The organism is Achromobacter sp. Root565, from assembly GCF_001427425.1.
Classification (GTDB): Bacteria; Pseudomonadota; Gammaproteobacteria; order Burkholderiales; family Burkholderiaceae_B; genus Achromobacter; species Achromobacter spanius_D.
Window position 1 is genome coordinate 495,311 of record NZ_LMGO01000001.1, and the last position, 19,273, is coordinate 514,583.

General features: G+C 66.3%; 12 protein-coding genes and 2 pseudogenes. 4 read left to right on the plus strand and 10 right to left on the minus strand.

What is annotated here, in order from left to right:
* The first annotated feature begins 35 nt into the window (after positions 1-35).
* Complete coding sequence (locus tag ASD71_RS02180; protein ID WP_056559299.1) at positions 36-1,001, plus strand: tripartite tricarboxylate transporter substrate binding protein; 966 nt, start codon at positions 36-38, stop codon at positions 999-1,001.
* Positions 1,002-1,085: 84 nt separating this feature from the next.
* Here ASD71_RS02180 and ASD71_RS02185 read toward each other — a convergent pair whose 3' ends face one another.
* Positions 1,086-2,504: an MFS transporter gene (locus ASD71_RS02185; RefSeq protein WP_235512003.1), complete on the minus strand. Its 1,419-nt coding sequence runs from the start codon at positions 2,502-2,504 to the stop codon at positions 1,086-1,088.
* Positions 2,505-2,647: 143 nt separating this feature from the next.
* Here ASD71_RS02185 and ASD71_RS02190 point away from each other — a divergent pair, with 143 nt between their 5' ends.
* Positions 2,648-3,550, plus strand: a complete 903-nt coding sequence (locus ASD71_RS02190) for a LysR family transcriptional regulator (RefSeq protein WP_056559302.1) — start codon at positions 2,648-2,650, stop codon at positions 3,548-3,550.
* A 16-nt stretch (positions 3,551-3,566) separates the two neighbouring features.
* Here ASD71_RS02190 and ASD71_RS02195 read toward each other — a convergent pair whose 3' ends face one another.
* From ASD71_RS02195 to ASD71_RS02215, 6 genes and pseudogenes are all read right to left on the minus strand, one after another.
* Positions 3,567-5,081, minus strand: a complete 1,515-nt coding sequence (locus tag ASD71_RS02195) for an argininosuccinate lyase (RefSeq protein WP_056559306.1) — start codon at positions 5,079-5,081, stop codon at positions 3,567-3,569.
* A 413-nt stretch (positions 5,082-5,494) separates the two neighbouring features.
* Positions 5,495-8,041 carry an autotransporter domain-containing protein gene (locus ASD71_RS02200; RefSeq protein WP_082578752.1) on the minus strand — a complete coding sequence of 849 codons (2,547 nt, stop codon included), beginning with the start codon at positions 8,039-8,041 and terminating at the stop codon, positions 5,495-5,497.
* A gap of 79 nt (positions 8,042-8,120) precedes the next feature.
* On the minus strand, positions 8,121-8,786 hold the full coding sequence (locus tag ASD71_RS28560; RefSeq protein WP_156395059.1) for an autotransporter outer membrane beta-barrel domain-containing protein: 666 nt from the start codon (positions 8,784-8,786) through the stop codon (positions 8,121-8,123).
* A gap of 27 nt (positions 8,787-8,813) precedes the next feature.
* A pseudogene (locus tag ASD71_RS28565) lies at positions 8,814-9,105 on the minus strand (autotransporter outer membrane beta-barrel domain-containing protein); the annotation flags it as partial.
* 1 nt (position 9,106) lies between these two features.
* Positions 9,107-10,842, minus strand: a pseudogene (locus ASD71_RS28570) (hypothetical protein); the annotation flags it as partial.
* A 199-nt stretch (positions 10,843-11,041) separates the two neighbouring features.
* On the minus strand, positions 11,042-13,078 hold the full coding sequence (locus ASD71_RS02215; protein WP_156395060.1) for a sensor histidine kinase: 2,037 nt from the start codon (positions 13,076-13,078) through the stop codon (positions 11,042-11,044).
* Positions 13,079-13,156: 78 nt separating this feature from the next.
* Here ASD71_RS02215 and ASD71_RS02220 point away from each other — a divergent pair, with 78 nt between their 5' ends.
* Positions 13,157-13,855: a response regulator transcription factor gene (locus ASD71_RS02220; RefSeq protein WP_056559320.1), complete on the plus strand. Its 699-nt coding sequence runs from the start codon at positions 13,157-13,159 to the stop codon at positions 13,853-13,855.
* Between the two features lie 75 nt (positions 13,856-13,930).
* Here the strand turns inward: ASD71_RS02220 and ASD71_RS02225 are convergent, their stop codons facing one another.
* The 3 genes from ASD71_RS02225 to ASD71_RS02235 all read right to left on the minus strand — a co-directional run bounded on the left by ASD71_RS02225 (position 13,931) and on the right by ASD71_RS02235 (position 18,093).
* The gene (locus ASD71_RS02225; protein WP_235512004.1) at positions 13,931-16,399 is read right to left on the minus strand and encodes a TonB-dependent receptor; all 2,469 of its coding nucleotides are present in this window, start codon (positions 16,397-16,399) and stop codon (positions 13,931-13,933) included.
* 141 nt (positions 16,400-16,540) lie between these two features.
* Entirely contained in the window at positions 16,541-17,533 is a 993-nt protein-coding gene (locus tag ASD71_RS02230) for a FecR family protein (RefSeq protein ID WP_056559323.1), read from the minus strand.
* The gene (locus ASD71_RS02235) at positions 17,530-18,093 is read right to left on the minus strand and encodes a sigma-70 family RNA polymerase sigma factor (RefSeq protein ID WP_056566312.1); all 564 of its coding nucleotides are present in this window, start codon (positions 18,091-18,093) and stop codon (positions 17,530-17,532) included. The genes ASD71_RS02230 and ASD71_RS02235 overlap by 4 nt, the downstream gene beginning before the upstream one ends.
* Before the next feature lie 165 nt (positions 18,094-18,258).
* Here ASD71_RS02235 and ASD71_RS02240 point away from each other — a divergent pair, with 165 nt between their 5' ends.
* Positions 18,259-19,134 carry a LysR family transcriptional regulator gene (locus tag ASD71_RS02240; protein WP_056559327.1) on the plus strand — a complete coding sequence of 292 codons (876 nt, stop codon included), beginning with the start codon at positions 18,259-18,261 and terminating at the stop codon, positions 19,132-19,134.
* The last annotated feature ends 139 nt before the right edge of the window (positions 19,135-19,273 follow it).

Below are 19,273 nucleotides of genomic sequence, written 5' to 3' on the forward strand. Positions count from 1 at the left end.
CCCATGCAGCCATATATAAAAACGAGGAGACCACCATGAAGACCTTACGCCTGATCGCCGCGCTCGCGGCGCCGCTGCTGTTTGCGCAGCCCGCCGCGGCCGCCGACAGTTATCCCTCCAAACCCGTCAAGATCATCGTCCCCTACCAGGCCGGCCAAGGCACCGACGTCGCCGCCCGCTACCTGGCCGAGTACCTGGCCCGCGACCTGGGCCAACCCTTCATCGTGGAGAACCGCCCGGGTGCGGGCGGCAACATCGGCGCATCCGAAGCCGCGCGCGCCGCGCCGGACGGCTACACGCTGCTGATGGGCACCAACGGCACGCACGTGCTGAACCAGTACATGTACGCGTCCACCAACTTCGATCCGGAGAAGGACTTCGCGCCGGTCATGCTGGTCAGCTCGTTTCCCATGGTGCTGCTGACGACGCCGTCCTCGCCCTACGCCAGCCTGGCCGACCTGCGCAATGCGTCCAAGGCCAAGCCCGACAGCGTCAACGTCGGCATGCCCAGCACCACCGCGCGCCTCGTGTACGAACTGCTCAAGCAGCAAGGCGTCAGCAGCGTCCGCGGCATCCCCTACAAGGGCTCGGCCACCGCCACCACGGACCTGTTGGGCGGCCAGGTGCAGGTCGGCATCGACACGGTCAGCGCCGCGCGCTCGTTCATCACCAGCGGCAAGCTGCGTCCGCTGGCGGTGACCTCGTTGAAGGAGTCAGCCCTGTTGCCTGGCGTACCGTCGGTGGCGGGACAGGGGCTGGATGGGTTTCAGGTGATCGCATGGAACGGCCTGTATGCGCCGAAGGGCACGCCGCCGGCGGCGATCAAGCGGCTCAATGATGACCTGGCCAAGATCCTGGCGCGTCCGGAGGTCCGGCAGAAGCTGCTGGATCTGGGGCATGAACCGGGCGGCGGCACGCCCGAGGAGTTGGCCGCGTTTGCACGCAGCGAACGGCAGAAGTGGCAACCGCTGATCGAGCAGGCAGGGCTGAAGGCGGAGTAAGTTCGGCATGTCCTCCAACTATTAGCCATGCCACGCGGCGCAGGCCGATCCGCTGCGCCGCGACTGCGACTGAAACCCGCTGCCCTACGACCGGAGTGCAGCAAGCCTCAACCCGCCAACCGCCACCGCGGCCATCGCCAGCGCGCACAACACGGCGGCCGTCACAAACGTCGCGTGCAACCCGGCCGACAGCTCAGCGGGCGCGGCATGAGCCAGCGCAGTTGCCCCGGCGCCCTCGGCAAACACCGCGCCCATCGCCGACGCACCTGTAATCAACCCCAAGTTGCGAGACAGGTTCAACATGCCAGACACGGCGCCGCGTTCGTTGCCGGCCGCCCCGGCCATGACCGCGGTGTTGTTGGCCGCCTGAAACAGCGCATACCCAGCCGTCAGCACGCCCAACGCGACCACATATCCCGTCACGCCGAACGCTTCCGACGCAACGGGAAGCATCGCCGATGCACCCGCCATTGCCATCAGCGCGGCGAGCGTCATCGGCCGGGCGCCAAACCGGTCCACGCAGCGCCCCGCCGGCACACCTGCCAGAGCAGCGATGAGCGGACCGCAAGACATTGCCATCCCGACGCACATTGCGTCCAACCCCAACGCCCCGGCCAGATAGAACGGCCCAACCACCAGGGTGGCCATCATCACCGTCGCGACCAGCGCGTTGGCCGCGAAGCCGCCCGCCAGCACGGGATCGGCCATCATCGCCGGACGCACCAGCGGATGTGCCGTCCGCGACTGCACCCACGCAAACAGACCGGCGCAGCCCGCCGCCGCCGCAAGCAGGACAACGTTGGTCGTGCTGAAGCCGCCGCGTCCGAGCGTCATGGACAGCGCGTAGACCGCCAACGTCAGCGCCAGCAGCGCACTGCCCAGCCAATCAAAACGAAGCGTCTGCGGCGCGACGCGTTGCGGATCGCGGGGCAGATGCCGCCACGCCAGCCAGAACGCCAGCAGACCCAGCGGCAGGTTGATGAGGAAGATCGCCCGCCATCCCGGACCGGTGATCAGCGCGCCGCCCAGTGTCGGACCGAGCGCAGTGCCGGCTGCCGACATCGTGCCCAGCAGGCCCATCGCGCTGCCCGCCCTTCCCTTCTGCGTTGCCTCACCGGCAAAGGCCATGGCCAGCGTCATCAGCACAGCCGCGCCCAACCCCTGCGCGGTGCGCGCAGCCACCAGCATCCACAGTCCGGGCGCGGCTGCGCACAGCACGGAAGCGACCGTGAACCAAACCATTGCCGCCAGCATCAGGCGCCGCCGGCCGATCAGGTCGCCCAGCCGTCCGGCGCTGACCACGGCGGTCGTGATGGCCAGCAGATACGCCAGCACCACCCACTGCACCGACTGAAACGAGGCGCCGAATGCCTGGACGAAGTCGGGCAGGCCTACGTTGGCGATGCTGGTGCCCAGGGACGCCAGCAGCATCGACAAGGACAGGCAGGCCAACAGCGGGAGACGGGACGGGGATGGCGTTAGGGGCCAAGCGGAGAGCGACATGATGGCGACGTGCAAAGGGAAACGGAACTCCAGCGTATGCCTCTCCCAGGCGTGGCGGAAGACGCAGCATTTGCAGTGAATACCTGCATACGACGCCACGCCAAATTCCCGCGCGTTTTTTGCCGGCATGCTACGTTTGCCAGATGTCCGCGCCCGACCTCAACCTGCTCATCACCCTGGACGCGCTGCTCTCCGAAGGCAGCGTGGCCGGCACCGCCAGGCGGCTTCGCCTGAGTCCTTCCGCCATGAGCCGTGCCTTGGCGCGGCTGCGTGACACCACGGGCGATCCCCTGCTGGTGCGGGCCGGGCGCGGCCTGGTTCCCACGCCCCGGGCGCTGGCGCTGCGCGAGCAGGTGGGCGGGCTGGTCAGGGATGCACAAGCCGTGCTGCGCCCCGCGGAAGGCCTGGATCCCGCAGCGCTCTCGCGCACGTTCACCCTGCGCATTACCGACGGCTTCGTTGAAAACTTCGGAGCCCGTCTGCTCACCCTGATCGAAGACCAGGCGCCGGGCGTTCGATTGCGCTTCATGCAGAAGCTGGACAAGGACAGCGCACCGCTGCGCGAAGGCGCGGTGGACCTGGAAACAGGCGTGGTGGGCCAGTCGGCCAGCCCGGAGCTGCGCACTCGCGCGCTGTTTCAGGACCGGTACGTCGGCGTCATGCGTGCGGCCCATCCGCTGGCGCGCGGCAACGTCACGCTGACGCGGTACCTGGCAGCCCGCCACGTCCTCGTGTCGCGCCGCGGACGGGAGTCCGGACCTATGGACGACGCGCTGGCGCAATCCGGCCGCGCGCGCCACATCGCCACCGTTGCCGGCGGCTTTTCGACGGCGCTGGCATTGGTCCGCGAAACCGATTTGATCGCCACCGTGCCCGAACGGCACACCGGCACGCTCCGCGAGGGCATGCGCAGCTTTGCGCTGCCGTTTGCGATGGCGCCATTTACGGTGTCAATGCTATGGCATCCCCGGATGGACGGCGATGCCGCGCATCGCTGGCTGCGCGGCATCGTGCTTCAGGCTTGCGGGGCAGACGCGCCCCGGTAGGGTTGCCCCACCCGCGTTATTGCTTGGGCGCGCTCGCCACCAACGCGTCGAACTGCTTGTCCAGTTCCGCCAGCGAATCGCGGATATGCGCGCGGCGCGCCTTGATCCACTTGTCCTGCGCGGCCAGCTGCTCGCGCGCTTCCTGGATCATGCGCTCCATTTCCTTGGGCTGCGGACCGCCGATGGTGGCGCGGTTCTTCACGATGGCAACCGGGTCCAGGGTCGAACGGAACTCGGCCTCGCTCATCGGCAGGTCGGCGCCGTACTTCGAGTCCTTCATTGCATCGGCGTAAATGCGGCGCGCCTGTTCATACGGAAAATCCAGCGGCTTGATGTTGTTCGCCTTGGCATAGGACACGACCTCGGACGCAAAATGATGCCCCGCGCGGAACGGCAGCTTGTACTTGTGCATCAGCACGTCCGCCAATTCCTGCGACGCCGTCCAGTCGCTGTTCAGCTCTTCCAGCGCGCGATCCGGGCTGATGACCATGGCCTTGAGCACGCGGTCCCAGCGCTTGAGCGCCGAAATGCCGCTGTCGACCATCGCGGAATTCTGCTTCACATCCTTGGGATCGCTCATGCCGGGCGTGATGTTGTGTGTTTGCAGGACGGGTCCCATCGCCAGCGTCACCGCCGTGGACGCATCGCTGCGCGTGTCGTTGAGCAGGCCGGGATTGCGCTTTTGCGGCATGGCGCTGGACACGTAGGTATTGCCGCCGCCCTCTTCCAGCAGGATCCACGGACGCGACTGCGCGTATTGGGTCATCACGTCCTCGACGAAATTGCCCGTCCGCAGCGCGATGCTGGTGACGATGGACGCGACCTCGACGGGCTGGTCCATGGACGAGATCTGCGACGCGTCGTACGCGTTGTCGACCAGTGCCTCGAAGCCCAGGTATTGCGCCATGCGCTTGCGGTCGAGCGGCCAGCTCGTGCCGTTCAGCACGGTCGTGCCCATGGGCGAGCGGTCGATGCGCACGTAGGCTTCGCGGATGCGCTGCGTATCCCGCGCCAGACCCGCCGCCTGGCCCAGCAGATAGTGCCCATAACTGTTGGGCTGCGCGGCGACGCCGTTCGTGTAATTGGGAACGATGGTGCCCGCGTGCCTGGCCGCCAGTTCCACCAGGGTGGTGGATGTGGCGTTCAACTGGTCCGCCAGATCCAGCAGCTTGTCGCGCAGGATGGCGCTGCGGTAGGTGGCGTGCATGTCCTGGCTGGAACGGCCGGCGTGCAGCAAGGTGATGTCCTCGCCGGCGGCCTTGATCAGCAGGGGCTCAAAGGTGATGACGGTGGCCGGCCGCTTGGCGCCGGGCTGGTTGCCGTCCTGGATGACTTTCGCGACGCCGGCCGCCAGGCGCGGCGCCATGGACTTGTCCAGCAGGCCTTCGTCGGCGTTGATCACCACCGTGGCCTTGTTCATCTCTCCCAGCCAGAAAAAGGGGTCGCGGGACGGAGATTGCTGCGCGGTGGCCGCATTGCCGGCCAGCGTTAACACCAGGGCGGCGCCCAGGGTCGGAAAAAACTGTCTCATGGCGTTCTCGTTATAGGGGGGGCCGGACAGTGTATCGAAGGTGCTTTGCCCAGGACATCCTGTATTGCACGGAGGCGGGGGTGTTGGATATGCCGTGTGGGACGGTGGCTCATACGGGGCGGTGTCAGACACCCGGGAGAGATGGCCGTCAGCTTGTGGCGGCAATTCAGCGGGTGTCAGACACCTGGCAGTTCAGCGGTGTCTGACATCTTGGCCGGCATGCAATTTCAAGGTGTCTGACACCTTGGCCGGCATGCAATTTCAAGGTGTCTGACACCCATCAGCACAGATCGCCGTATTGATACGGAGCCTCGAGGGTGTCTGACACCTTGCCAACCGAAGACAGGTCCCACACACAAAAAAAACCGGCCCCAAAGAGGCCGGCTTTCGCACCCAATCGAAGACGGATCGCCTTAGAAGCGCCAGCTCACGTTGACGGTGCCGGTGTTCTGACGGTTGCCGTCGCCAAACTGACCCGAGTACGCCAGGCCCAGCGTGGCGTTCTTGCTCATCGCCAGATCCACGCCCACTTCCATCACGGCTGCGTCACGCGCCAGCGGGTTGCCCGCGACGGTGAACGGCTGGCTGCCGTCGAACGACATCGTGGCTTCCGGGTTGACGTCGCCGTACGCATGACGCCAGCCCAGCATGCCGCGCAGGCGGCCCGCGGTGTCCTTCACATCGAAGGTGGTCTGCGCGCGCAGGCCCAGCGTGGTGGTGCCCACGTTGTTCGTGCTGCTCTTGCCGCTGAGCGCGGCGTCGCCGCCCGATTCCGAGAAACCGCGGGTGCGCAGATCGCTGAAGTCGGCGCCGAAGAACGGCTCGAGCGTGACGCGGTCGTTCAGCGGAATCGCGTAGCCCACGTCGGTGAAGACCTGGCCGGTGCTGGCGCTGTAGTCCGCCTTCAACTCCTGGTACTGGCCAGCCGCGTTGATGTTGCGCTTGCTGTCGATGTCATGCCACGTGTAGGCCAGGCCAGCGGTGAAGTTGATCTTGCCCGAGCCAACTTCGAACGACTTGCCGCCGTAGAAGATCGCGCTGTAGCTGTTCACATCCGACTTGGCGGAACGGTCGTCCACGGTGATGCGGCTGTCGGTGTAGCCAAAGCCGTCCATCGTGCGCCAGTTGCCAAAGGCCTGCGCCCACAGCGGTTGCGCGTTCGAGCGCGGCAGCATCGAGGCGTCGCCGCGGCCGACTTGCGCCGTCGGCGGGCCCGGGACGAAGCCGGCGTTCATGTTGGCGCGCAGCTGAGCGGTGGGCAGGCTGGCGACGTTGTTGCTGACGTTCTGCATTGCCCCAACGCTGCTGCCAAACGATTCGCCGGACAGGTCGGCAAACACGCCGGCCGGGGCGCCGTTGGGCAGGTTCAAAACGCGCGAATACAGCGAGCTGGTCTTGGGCAGGGTCTGCACCGCGTTTGCGGCCGAACGCTGATTGCTGGTCACGGCCAGATCGGCGAATTCGATGGGGCGGGTTCCGCCGTTGCCGGGGTTGGTCGGCTTGGAATCGGGTTCGGTCGGCACGGTCTTCATGTCGACCGTCAGCACGACGTCGTTGCCTTGGTGGCTCAGCGTCGGCTGCAGATAGGCCAGGTTGCTGGACAGGCTGTCGAAATGGCCGTTCAGATTGCCGGCGGACAGGATGGTGTAGCTGGTCGAGGGCGCGTACGTGCCGCCCTCGCCGACGTGCACCACGGAACCCGCCAGATTCGCCGTGCCGGTGACGTTCACGCGGTCGCTCTTGCCATCGGGCGTGGCGTCGACGCGATAGGTCGAACCCGGTTTGAACGTCAGGTCGCCATTGACCGTCAGGGTGCCGATCTGCGCCCCGGTGGGGTTGACCGACATGTTCGCGCCGGGCGCCGCCATCATCATCACGTGGTTCGACGACGCAGCGGTTCCCGGCGACAGGGTTGCGCCGGATTCCAGCGTGGTCATGCCGACGTTGCCGGTACCGGCCAGCGTGCCCTTCACCGTCAAGAGGCCATTCACCTTCTTGCCGTCAATCGTCAGCGTCTTGCCCGCTGCTACGTTCACGGCGCCGACCGTGATGGTTCCAGCGGGCGTGAAGTCGGTGTTGACGTTCACCGTGCTGATGCCGCCGCCGCTGCTGGCCATGAGGCTGTGCTGATTGTCGTCGCCGGTGATGGCGCCGAAGACGCTGCCGCCATCGATGTTCAGCGTGGAGGCGCCGAGGCGCACGTCGCCAATGATGGAGCCCGTGTTCGTGATGACCATCGGCGCATGGGCGCCTGCGACATCGACCGCAACGCCGGCGGACGAGCTAGAGGAGCCCAGAGCGTTGATGTAGCCGGTGTTGACAATGCCGCCCGCCACATCAGCATTGCCGCTCACCACGACACCGCCCCAGATGTTGCCGTTGTTTTCAATCCGCCCGGTGACCGCTGCGCCGTTGGAGATTTCAATCCCGTTGCCGCTCGACTGGTAAACGGGGCTGATGCTGTTGGTGGAGATGTTGCCGTTGTTGACGATGTTGCCAGTGACCGTGCTGTTGTCGGTAATCGTCACACTGGAACCGATGTTCACGATGCCGCCAGCGCGGCCGAAAATGATCTGCCGGCTGTGGATTTCGCCGTTGTTGACGATGTCGCCGCCGACAAGGCTGCCCGACACCCGCAGTGCGTAGAGCTCGCCATTGCCTTCGTTGCGGATCGCGCCGTTCAGGGTCGAACCCGACTCGATCGTGATGGCGGCGTCGTGGTATCCGCCTTCGAGCAACGTGCGGTTGATGAAGTCGCCGTTGCGCATCGCGGCGTTCTCCATGCGCATGTAGGGATAGTGCGTCGACGACGTGTTCTCGAGATCGCCGGTGTACAAGGGGATCACCGAGCCGTCATGCATGAAGGGACCCGTCTGCGCCAAGGCGTACGGCGTAGCGAGGGGAGAAATACTGAGGCTCAGCAAAACGGCGATGCGGGTAAGCGGAAAGCGGCGAGACATTTTGTGTTGACCAGGTAAGTTTCGTGTTTGAACGGGCCTCCGAAGAGGCCGGCTTTCCCAAGCGTCGAGGCGGATCGCCTTAGAAGCGCCAGCTCACGTTCACGGTGCCGGTGTTCTGACGGTTGCCGTCGCCGAACTGACCCGAGTACGCCAGGCCCAGCGTGGCGTTCTTGCTCATCGCCAGRTCCACGCCCACTTCCATCACGGCYGCGTCACGCGCCAGCGGGTTGCCCGCGACGGTGAACGGCTGGCTGCCGTCGAACGACATCGTGGCTTCCGGATTGACGTCGCCGTAAGCGTGGCGCCAGCCCAGCATGCCGCGCAGGCGGCCCGCGGTGTCCTTCACATCGAAGGTGGTCTGCGCGCGCAGGCCCAGCGTGGTGGTGCCCACATTGTTGGTGCTGCTCTTGCCGCTCAGCGCGGCGTCACCACCCGATTCCGAGAAACCGCGGGTGCGCAGATCGCTGAAGTCGGCGCCGAAGAACGGCTCGAGCGTGACGCGGTCGTTCAACGGAATCGCGTAGCCCACGTCGGTGAAGACCTGGCCGGTGCTGGCGCTGTAGTCGGCCTTCAGTTCCTGGTACTGGCCAGCCGCGTTGATGTTGCGCTTGCTGTTGATGTCATGCCACGTGTAGGCCAGGCCAGCGGTGAAATTGATCTTTCCCGAACCTGCTTCGAACGACTTGCCGCCGTAGAAGATCGCGCTGTAGCTGTTCACATCCGACTTGGCGGAACGGTCGTCCACGGTGATGCGGCTGTCGGTGTAGCCAANCTTCGAACGACTTGCCGCCGTAGAAGATCGCGCTGTAGCTGTTCACATCCGACTTGGCGGAACGGTCGTCCACGGTGATGCGGCTGTCGGTGTAGCCAAACGCGCCACCCAGACGCCAACCGTTGCCCACGCCGTGATCGCCGCCGACAAAGATGCCGACGTCGCGTTCACGGGACTTGGCCACGTTGCCGTTGCCGTCCATCGTGCGCCAGTTGCCAAAGGCCTGCGCCCACAGCGGTTGCGCGTTCGAGCGCGGCAGCATCGAGGCGTCGCCGCGGCCGACTTGCGCCGTNCCGTCCATCGTGCGCCAGTTGCCAAAGGCCTGCGCCCACAGCGGTTGCGCGTTCGAGCGCGGCAGCATCGAGGCGTCGCCGCGGCCGACTTGCGCCGTGGGCGGGCCCGGGATGAAACCGGCGTTCATGTTGGCGCGCAGTTGTGCGGTCGGCAGGCTGGCGACGTTGTTGCTGACGTTCTGCATTGCCCCAACGCTGCTGCCGAACGATTCGCCGGACAGGTCGGCAAACACGCCGGCCGGGGCGCCGTTGGGCAGGTTCAGGACACGCGTGTACAGCGAGCTGTTCTTGGGCAGGCTTTGCACGGCGTTTGCCGCCGAACGCTGGTTGCCGGTCACGGCCAGGTCGGCGAATTCGATCGGCCGGGTTCCGCTGTCGGTGTCGCCACCGCCAGTGCTGCCGTTGCCGACAGGCTTGCCCGGGTTGGGCTTGCTGTCCGGCTCGACAGGAACCTTCTTCATGTCCAACGTCAGCACGATCTGGTTGCCTTGCTGGTCCAGCGACGGCTGCAGGTAAGCCAGGTCGCTGGACAGGCTGTCGAAGTGGCCGTTGATGGTGGTGGCCGACAGGATGGTGTAGGCCGTCGAGGCGGCGTACGTGCCGCCTGAACCGACGTGCACGACGGAACCGGCCAGGTTGGCCGTGCCGTCGACGATAACGCGGTCTTTCTTGCCGTCTGCCGTCGCGTCGACGCGATAGGTGGAGCCCGGCTTGAAGGTCAGGTCGCCGTTCACCGTAATGGTGCCGATGGGCGACGGGGGAGCGACGATGACCGAATTCACATTCGGCATCATCATCATGTTGTTCATCGGCGCAGCCGCGCTGGGCGACAGCGTGGCGCCCGACTCCAGCGTCGTGTCGCCCACGGTGCCGGAACCCGCGAGGGTGCCGTTGACCGTCAAATGACCACTCATGTAGCTGTTGTTCAGCGTAAGCGTCGCGGCCGGAGCGACGTTGATCTGGCCGATGTCGAACTTGGACGTGGCGCCAAAGTCGCCATTGATGTTCATGATGGCGTTGGGACCCACGACGGTGCCCGTGATGCTGCCGCCGGCGATGTCCAAGGTGGACGTGCCAAGCATCACATTGCCTTGGATGGTGCCGTTGTTCACGATCGTCATCGGCGCGGCGGCGTTCTCAACGTCGATCGCGATACCGCTGGTGTTGGACGAGAGCGTGCCGTTGTTGACGATACCGCCTACCGAGCCGCCGTTGACGACGATGCTGTGCTTGAGGTTTGCGTCATTGATGATCTTTCCGACGACCGCGCTCCCGGAGAGGACTTCGATACCGACACCAAGCCCGTACGAGCCGCCAAACTCACCCTTGTTGTGGATGTCGCCGAGGACCACAGCGCCGTCCGTCAGGCTGATGCCGGCGCGATTGCTGGTCACGACCTTTCCGGCCTCGTTGACGATCGAACCGTTGATGGTCGATGCCTGCACCTTGATGCCGCCGAGCTGGCTGTATTGAGCGGGCCACAGCGTACCGTTGTTAATAACACTGCCGCCAACCATCGAGTTGTTTTCGATGGTGATGGAGGTGTAATTTCCGGTGTTTTCGATATCGCCGTTCTGAGTGCCAGCGTTCAAGTTGTAGTCGATAGGCTGCGCAAGAGCCAAAGGCGCGGAAAACGGCAGGCTCAGGCTAAGCAAAACGGCAATGCGGGTAAGCGGAAAGCGGCGAGACATTTTGTAGTGACCATGTAAATTTCGTGTCTGAAATGTACCGATCATTGCAAAACAGAATCTGAGCGAATCTGAGCGGTTTGTAAGATCCGAGACGCCCCCACCTCAAATCACCACAATTAGCCCGAAAAGTGGGCGTTTTTCCGGTTTTTGACTCTATTTATTCAGTCCGCAGGCGGAAACAAATAGATGCTTTTACGCAACAATTGCCCTTTTTGCAGGGGTAACTCTTGCGCCGTCCCCACTTTCAAACGGCCCCCGACTGCGGCAACTTGAGGCAAAAACACACCGGCTTGTCACCGCCCGCCGACTCCAACATCACGGATCCGCCCAACCGTTCCGCAATCGAACTCACCAGATACAAGCCCAGCCCTGCACCCGGATGACGCATTGCGTTGTGTCCCCGGTAGTATTTCTGGAACAACCGCTCCTGCTCCGCGGGCGGAATGCCGCTGCCCGGGTTCGCCACGGCGATGCGCAGCATGGCGCCGTCCTCGCGCACCGACACGCTTACCGTCCCCCCCTCGTCACAATGCCGGTCCGCATTGGCCAGCAGGTTGCGCAGCGCGATCCGCAGCATGCCCGCGTCGCAGTCCAGGGTCTGGATTCCCGTCTCATACCTGGTTTGCACCCGCCCCGGCGGATACTCGCTCGCCAGGTCCTGCAGCAGCGCCGGCAGATCGCACCGGGTCGTGCGCAGTTCGGCGCGCGGTTCGCGCATGCGGTCATCGGTCAGGTATTCGTCCACCAGCGCCAAAAGGCGTGTGGCCGCATTGCGGATGTTGGCGCAGCGCGCCAGGCTCTTTTCCAGCGGCGCGGCAAGGTTGCGGCCCAGCTGCTGGGCCGAGGTCGTGATGATCGCCAGCGGCGTGCGGAACTCGTGCGACACCATCGCCACGAACTCGCGCTGCTCCGTGAACATCTGCCGTTCCTTTTCCAGCGACGTGCGCAGCTCGCCTTCCAGCGCCACCCGGCGTTCGATCTCGCCTTGCATTTCGGCCGTGCGCAGGGCGACCTCGCGTTCCAGCCAGTGGCTGTGCTGGCGCGCCAGATCGGCCGCCAGGTTGGCCTGCTGCAGCTCGCGCACGCGGCGGCGCCGCTCGTAGCGGCCAACGATGAACAGGCTGAGCAGCAGCATGTGCAGCATCGTGCCCAGCGTGGAGACATACTCGGTAAAGGCGTTGACCGGAAACACCCCGAGGTTGCGCAGGAAGGCGATCAGCACGCCCAGGTAGAACACCCCGAACGCCAGCGCGAAAAAGCGCGCCGGCCGCCAGCCGCGCTTGAGCAGATACGCGGCCAGCGTGGAAAAGCCCACGATCACCAGCAGCGCCAGCCCCTGAATCGGCTGCATGCCGGCGCCGTAGTGGCCCGTCACGATCAGCGCGGAGCAGATTGCGGCAATGCCCCAGAACAGCCAGTCGAGCCAGCGCACGGCGCGCGGATAGAGCGCTTCCAGATTCAGTTGGCGGCAGGCGACACGCAGCGCCACCGGCAGGCTGACGGCAATGCCAACGCCCAGCAGCCGGTCGCTCCAGGCCACCGGCAGGCCGGTCAACTGCTGCACCAGCCCCAGCGACAGCACCTCGTTGAAGACGCAATTGCCGATGTAGGCCAGGAAAAGTCCGCTCATCGGCGCGCGCGTGACCAGCCAGAACGCTGCGTGCGCGCAGATCAGCAGCAGATAAAAGCCGAAATACAGCCCGAACAGCAGGCCCTCGCGGCGCGACTGGTTGTCGAACGCCAGCCGCTGCCAGACCTCCAGCCGCGTCGCCATCGCGTTCTTGCTCTGCAGCCGCACCAGGATGACGTACGCGCCCGGCTGCGACGGATTGAATTGGATCACGGGGCTGCGATAGTCCACCGGCCATTTGCGCCGCGCCAGATCCTCGCCGCTGCGTCCCATCGTCCAGCCGCCGCCGTGGCCCACGTAGACGCGCGCGTCGTCCAGCAGCGCGTTGGTCAGGCGCAGCATCCAGCCGCCGTGCATGACCTTGTCGACCTGCACGGGCAGGCGCAGCCAGATCGTGGCAGGCGTAAATCCCGCGCTCAGGCTGCCTGGCAGCGGCGTCCAGTCATCCGAGCTGGCGGCGTCGCCCACGTCCAGGCGGCCATCCAGATCAATAAGGCGCTCAAGATGGCCGCCGGCATCCTGCACGCGTTCGACGCCATCCAGACGCAACGGCTCGGCGCGCGCCGGTGCGGCCGCGGCCAGCAAGCCCGCGAACAGGCAGGCCAGCAGCGCCAGCCACCGCATCGCCCTGGAGTAACATTCCCGTTTCATCAATCGCAATCTACGCAGCATTTCCGTGCAACCCGGCAGATTACACCAGCCCTCCACGCTGTATTTCGCGGGCGCCTCATGCCTGAAGTGATCCTGCTCGAAGACGAACCCGTGCTGCGCCAGGAGCTCGGCGAGTTCCTCGAAGAGCTTGGATACGCCCCGACGTGCGTGTCCAGCCTGCAGGAATTCGACCAGCGCTTCGACCCCGCCCGCCACCATCTGGCCGTCATCGACATCGGCCTGCCCGACGGCTGCGGCCTGGACCTGATCCAGCGCCTGCGCAAGGACGGCCAGCAAGTGGGCATCGTGGTGTTCAGCGCGCGCCAGACCGGGCCCGACCGGATTTCTGGCCTGGGCATGGGCGCCGACCACTATCTGGGCAAGGGCTGCGATCTGGACGAGCTGGCCGCCACGCTGGCCGCGCTGGTGCGCAGGCTGGGGCTGCCTCAGCCGGGCCAGGATCTGCCGCCGTTGAGCTGGCTGCTTGAAATCGGCCCCCGCCGCCTGCACATCCCGGGCGCGGCGGCCATGCCGCTGTCGCAGCAGGACCTGACCGTGCTGCATTGCCTGATGAGCCAGCCCGGCGAAAACATCAGCCGGCGGCAGATCGTCGAAGCCCTGGGCGCCGATTACCTGGAATACGATCAACGCCGGCTCGACACGCAGATGCGCCGGCTGCGCCGCCGCGTCGAAGCCCTGAGCGGCCAGACGCTGCCCGTCAAGACGTTGCGCAGCAGCGGCTATTGCTTCTATCAGCCGGCGCAGGTCAAAGGCTGACCCCGGCCGCGCCGCGCAATGCCCGCGCGTTCAGCGCGGGCGTGGCGTACAAGTTCTGATGGCGGGCCGTCTGCCTTAGAACTCCGTGCTCACGGACAACAGCACGGTCAGCGGCGCCCCGACCGTCAGGCCTTCGCGCGCCGCGGACTGCCAGTAGTTCTTGTTCAGGACGTTCTCGACCATCGCGCGGATGACGACGGGCTTGCCGTTGGCGTTGAATGCATAGCGCGCGCCCACGTCAAAGCGCGTCCAGCCCGGAATCTCCTGCGTGTTGGCGACGTCGACGATCTGCGAGCTGGTGCGCAGCATCCGCGCGGTCAGCGTAAGACCCGGCACAAACGGCGTATCCCATTCGGCTGCGGCGTTGAACTGCAGGCGCGGCACAGCGGGCGCTCGGTTGCCGTCGTTGAGCCCGCCCTCGGTGCGCGTCAGGCGCGCATCGGTGTAGGCCACGCCGCCCAGCAGGCGCACGCCATGCGTCGGCTCGCCCTGCACCAGGAATTCCAGTCCGCGGTTGCGCTGCTTGCCATTGGACACGTAGCGCAGGCTGGCAGGATCCAGATAGCTGCTGGGACGCTCGATCTGGAACGCGCTGAGCGTCGTTTCAAACTGGCCGAAATCGTATTTGGCGCCCACTTCGAACTGCTTGGAGATTTCCGGGGCGAACACTTCGCCCGCGTTGACGGCGCCCTCGGGTGCCGTCCCGCCCTGACTCAGGCCCTCGATGTAATTGCCGTACAGCGCCAGCCGCTCCGTGGGTTTGACGGTCAATGCAAACGCCGGCGTGACGGCCGACTCGTTGTAGTTCGACGTCTGGCGGCCGGTCATCGCGTCGAAGTTGGTCGACTCCACGCGCTGGTGCCGCACGCCCGCGATGAACTGCACGCGGTCGTCGGCCATCGAGATCGTGTCGGCCAGCGCAATGCTGACCAGCCGAGAATCGCTGGCCCGCGGCAGATCCGACGGCCGCGCAATGTTCGGCTTGGGCAGATCCGCGGGGTTGTAGATGTTGGAAAACACCGTGCCGGACCGGATCCGCGCCGCCGAATAGTCGATGTCCAGCACGCTGGCGCTCAGCGCCGGCTCATGCTTGAGCAGGCCGGTCTGCAAGCGCCCCCGCACCCCGATCTCGCCCGTCTTGCTCAATAGCGACTCGTTCAGGCGGGCCGGCACCGCGCCAATGTCGCCGGCCTCGTTCAACATCAGCCAGCTCGTCTGCATGCTCTCAAAGTCGTGCTTGCGCGCGCCCACCGCGCCGTAGACAGTCCAGTCCGGCGACACGTCGTACTCGGCGCGCAACGCGCCCGACCATTCCTTGGTCTTCCAGTAGGTCCACGACGGAAAGAAGTTGCGGCGTGCGTCCGGCGCCCGGCCGATGTCCGTGCCCGAGGGCGGCGGGAACAGCAGGCCGCTGCGCGCATCGGTCGTGCGGTTCTGGTAATTGATGTCGCCTTCCACGCGCAGGCGCTCGCCCTGGTAGTCCAGGCCCAGCGCCACGGCGCCCAGGTCCTCCTTCGCACCGTCCATCGGCAGATCGCCGCCGCTGCCCGCCACGTTCAGACGCACGCCCCATTCCTGGCTGTCGCCATAGCGGCGCGACAGGTCGGCGTGCGCGCCGAACTGGCTGTCACTGATGTACGACACGGTGAAGCGGTTCAGGGGATCGGCGCCCGCGCGCTTGGGCACCAGGTTGATCGAACCACCCACGGAACCGTAGGGCGCCATGCCGTTCAGCAAGGCATTGGGGCCGCGCAGCACTTCGACGCGCTCCACGCCGATCAGCGAACTCGAATTGCGCGGAGACACGCCGTACAGGCCGTTGAACGACACGTCGTAATTGAACAGCGTGAACCCGCGGATGTTGAACTCGTCCCGCCCCGCGCCGCGCGAATACGTATTGCGCACCGTGGGGTCATTGACCAGCACGTCGCCGATGTTCTGCGCCTGCTGGTCCTCGATCAGCTTGGCGGTGTACTGCGTCGCGCTGAACGGCGTGCTCATGTCGTCGCGGTCGCCCAACAGGCCCAGACGACCGCCGCGCGCCACCTGCCCGCCGGGGTAGACGGGCGGCAGGCCGCTCGCCAGCCCCGAGGCCGTCACCGTCACAGGTTCCAGCGTCGTGGTCTGCCCGGCGGGCAGGACGCTCAGGCGGTACTGGTTCGGCGCCTCGCGCGTGGCGCGCAGCCCCGTTCCGGCCAGGGCCTGCTCCAGCGCCTGGTGAGGGGTGTAGCGGCCGCGCACACCGTTGCTGTGGCGGTCGGCCACCAGCGACGGCTGCGCGGCCAAGAGGATGCCGGACTCGTTCGCCAGCCGCGTCAGTACCTGGTTCAGCGGCCCGGGGGCAACGTCGAAGGTCATCAGATCCGCCACCCCCGTCGTCGCGGGCTCGGCCTGCGCGTGGGCCGGCGGCCCCCAGACGGCGGAAACGGCCATCGCCAGGGCCAGCGGCAAGCCCCAGGACGGGAATCGCCCGCGACGGGCGGCCAAGGCGCGTGCGCGGGTCACGGGAAAGGCCGCGGCGGCGGAAGAAGGACGGTGGGACATGACGGGACCTGTGCTCTCGTGCGTAAGGTTCTGAAAGGGAGAGCGGCGCGCCAGCCATGCGGATTGCTGGGCGCGAGCGGCTCTTACTGTCCTTATTCGAACGAGCGGGCAAAAGCCGGAACCGTTTCGCGGATTATTTTTTCAGGCGCGCGCTTCGAGGCTGATCCACCAGGGCATCGTCCGGCGCACCTGGACCGGCAGCACCGAGGCCAGCATGTCCAGCGCGCGGTCGGTTTCGCGGATGGGATAGCTGCCGAAGACATGCAGGCGCGCGATCTCCGGCGCCACGGCCAGGTGGCCAAAGTGATAGCGGCGCAATTCGGCCACCACGTCCGCCAGCGGCGTGTTGTCGGCCACCAGCACGCCGCGCGTCCAGGCCTCGCGGGCCGGATCCACCGGCAGGAAGCCGTCCAGCGTGTCAGCCGTGAACCGCGCCTGCCGACCCGCCGGCACGATGCCGCTGGCGCGGCTGGCGGCCGTGTCGACGCGCACGGCCCCTTCATGCACGGCCACCACCACGCCGTCTTCCTCGCCGCGCACAGTGAAGCGCGTGCCCAGCGCCTGCAGCCGGCCTTGCGCGGTGTCCACGACAAAGGGACGTACTGGATCCTTGGCGGTCTCGATCAGCAGTTCACCCGCGACCAGCTGCACGCGGCGCAGCGTGGCGCCATAGTCGACATCGAACGCGCTCAAGGCCTTCAGCCAGACCTGGGTGCCGTCCGCCAGCGAGACGTGGCGCGTTTCGCCCAGCCCCGCGCGATGGTCCGCGCCCCAGGTCGAGGCCGCAAGGGGCAACGGCGTCTGCCGCCACGCCGTCCACCCCAGGCTTGCAATGCCCAGCGCCCCCGCCATTCCCAGCAGCAGTTGCCGGCGCGCGCGCGGCCGGGCCGCCGCGGCCTGCCCGAACGCCGTCACAGCGGCGTCCCGGTCCGGACTGGATTGCAGAGCAGAAAAGCGGCGGCCGATGCGTTCGACGTAACCCCAGGCCTCGCGGTGTTCCGCCGCGCGTTCGATCCATTGCTGCCATTGCTGGCGTTCGGCGGCCGACGCGTCGCCGGACCGCAGCAGGGCGTACCATTCGGCGGCCTGCTCCATCGCGCGATGGGAGGGCTCGCGCGCCTGCGCGGCGCTCATGGGGCGGCCACCTGCGGCAGGCCAGCCGGCTCGTCCGCATATCCTGCTGCCAGGCGCGCCTCGAGCTGCATGCAGCACAGCATGGCCTGGGCGACGTACTTGCGGACCATGCGCGACGACACGCCCAGCACGTCGGCGACTTCCTGATCGCTCATCTCGCACGCCACCGCCATGACGAAGGCGTGGGCGGTCTTGGGCGGCAATCCGCGCAGCATCGCGTCGATTTCGCCCAGGGCCTGCAGCACCATGGCCTGGTCCTCGGCCGAAGACACCGTGGGTTCGGGCTGCGCCGCCAGGGCGTCCAGCCAGGCCTGCTCCAGATCCCGGCGGCGCCACAGGTCGATGCACATGCCATTGGCCATCCGGCGCAGGTAGGTCCTGGCATGGCGGGCGTTGTCGAACTTGCACGGGCGCGTCAAGAGGCGCACGAACGCGTCGTGCGCCAGGTCTGCGGCGTCCGCCGCGTTGCCCAGGCGCCAGTTCACCCACGCCAGCAGCCAGCCGTGGTGATTGCCGTATAGGCTCTCGAAGTCCTGGGATGCCCCTTCCGATCCGCTCACGATCCCGCCCGCGACACCGCTCACACCAGCATTAATGCGAACGGTTATCAATTAACAAAGCGCGATTATTGCCTGGGCTGGCGGGATTTGGCAACGGGGGTTTAGGCGATAATCCCGCTGCCCGGACGGGCCTGACGATGCCGGCACACCGCCGCAAAGGAAGCAATGAACTGGGACGATGCAAGGATCTTTCTGGCGCTGCAACGGGAGGGCACGCTGCGGCGCGCCGCGCGCGTGGCAGGCGTCGATCAGGCCACGATCGGGCGGCGCATCGCCACGCTGGAACACACCCTGGGCGCGACGTTGTTCCTGCGCAGTTCCACCGGTTACACGCTTACGCCCACCGGCGAAAGCGTGCTGCGCGCGGCCGAGCGCATGGAGCAATTTGCCCATGACCTGGTGCGGCAGGCCCAAGGCACCGACGGGCGGCTGGAAGGCGAGGTCAAGGTCGCGACGACCGACTCGCTGGCCATGGAGTTCGTCATACCGGCCATCGCGGCGCTGCACGTGCAGCACCCCGCCGTGCGCGTCCGCTTGAGCGTGTCGACCCAGATGGCCAATCTTGCGCGGAGAGAGGCGGACATCGCCATCCGTAACGTCAAGCCCGAGAACCCGGATCTCGTCGCGCGCCAACTGGCCCGCTGGCCAGTGGGCCTGTACGCCAGCGAGCAGTACCTTGAACTGCGCGGCGCGCCGTCGGAAGGCGAGGGCCTGCAAGGACATGACCTGGTGTACTACCAGCCCTACCTCGAAGGCAGCCGCGCGCCCACCATCGTCGGCGAACCGGCGCAGGCGGGCTGCATCGTGGCCACGGCCAATTCCAGCCTGATGCTGCGCGCCATGATCGCCGACGGCATTGGCATCGGCGAGCTGCCCGTGCCCATGGCCGAGCGCGGCGGTCTGGTCCGCCTGTGGCCGGCGCGCGAACGCACGGGCGGCTTTCCCGTGTGGCTGGTGACGCACCAGGACCTGCGGCACACGGCGCGCGTGCGGGCATTCATCGACGCCGTCGCAAAGCAGTTCGACCCGCCGTCGCAATAGCCGACGATTTTCAGCGTCAGCACCCAGCGATCATTGCCAGCCGTTACTGCCGCATTTTTGCATTAGTGCCATTGCAAATTGCTGCGTGATTGCAGCGCATGGGCTACCTATACTTTTTCGCACGCCGGTCGGTTTCGCC

Excerpts from the sequence above, each read along its gene's own strand:
- ASD71_RS02225 (WP_235512004.1), bottom strand. The coding sequence starts at position 16,399 with ATGTCCCACCGTCCTTCTTCCGCCGCCGCGGCCTTTCCCGTGACCCGC.
- ASD71_RS02220 (WP_056559320.1), top strand. The coding sequence starts at position 13,157 with ATGCCTGAAGTGATCCTGCTCGAAGACGAACCCGTGCTGCGCCAGGAG.
- ASD71_RS02215 (WP_156395060.1), bottom strand. The coding sequence starts at position 13,078 with ATGAAACGGGAATGTTACTCCAGGGCGATGCGGTGGCTGGCGCTGCTG.
- ASD71_RS02195 (WP_056559306.1), bottom strand. The coding sequence starts at position 5,081 with ATGAGACAGTTTTTTCCGACCCTGGGCGCCGCCCTGGTGTTAACGCTG.
- ASD71_RS02200 (WP_082578752.1), bottom strand. The coding sequence starts at position 8,041 with ATGTCTCGCCGCTTTCCGCTTACCCGCATCGCCGTTTTGCTGAGCCTC.
- ASD71_RS02180 (WP_056559299.1), top strand. The coding sequence starts at position 36 with ATGAAGACCTTACGCCTGATCGCCGCGCTCGCGGCGCCGCTGCTGTTT.
- ASD71_RS02190 (WP_056559302.1), top strand. The coding sequence starts at position 2,648 with ATGTCCGCGCCCGACCTCAACCTGCTCATCACCCTGGACGCGCTGCTC.
- ASD71_RS02185 (WP_235512003.1), bottom strand. The coding sequence starts at position 2,504 with ATGTCGCTCTCCGCTTGGCCCCTAACGCCATCCCCGTCCCGTCTCCCG.
- ASD71_RS02230 (WP_056559323.1), bottom strand. The coding sequence starts at position 17,533 with ATGAGCGCCGCGCAGGCGCGCGAGCCCTCCCATCGCGCGATGGAGCAG.
- ASD71_RS02240 (WP_056559327.1), top strand. The coding sequence starts at position 18,259 with ATGAACTGGGACGATGCAAGGATCTTTCTGGCGCTGCAACGGGAGGGC.